General features: G+C 75.0%; 1 protein-coding gene. It reads right to left on the reverse strand.

The genetic code is table 11. The features are described from left to right. Nucleotides 1-462, reverse strand: a 462-nt coding sequence (locus BI06_RS46745) for an MsnO8 family LLM class oxidoreductase (protein WP_149030470.1), incomplete at its 3' end; no start/stop codon positions are given. Between the last annotated feature and the right edge of the window lie 50 nt (nt 463-512).

Here is a 512-nt window from a genome sequence, read left to right on the forward strand (position 1 = left end):
GTAGACGTGCCCGTCCGGGAAGCCGCCGTCGACGAAGGCGAGCAGTTCCTCCAGCGCCGCCGGGAAGTCCTCGTCGGGCGCCCGGCGCAGCGCGTGGGAGAGCACCGGGTCCGCGCCCGAGCGGCCGATGCCCAGGTCCACCCGGCCGGGGAACAGCGCGGCCAGCGTCCGGAAGGACTCCGCGACGGCGTACGGCGGGTGGTTCGGCAGGATCACCCCGCCCGCGCCGATCCGGATCCGGGTGGTCCGCTCGCCTAGCGCGGCCAGCAGGACCGCCGGGACGGAGCCGGCGATCCCGCGCGAGTTGTGGTGCTCGGCCACCCAGAACCGGGTGAAGCCCAGCTCGTCGGCGGCCGCCACCAGCCGGCGGGTGCCGACCAGGGTGTCGGCGGGGCGGCCGGCGGAGTCGACGGACGATATGTCGAGGACGGACAGCGGGACGGTCGGGGAACTGCTGCTCATTGCGGGGGTGCTCCTTACTCGGGGTGTCACGCGTACCAGGTGGGGCGGGG

The organism is Kitasatospora sp. MBT66, assembly GCF_000710405.2.
GTDB classification, from domain to species: domain Bacteria; phylum Actinomycetota; class Actinomycetes; order Streptomycetales; family Streptomycetaceae; genus Kitasatospora; species Kitasatospora purpeofusca.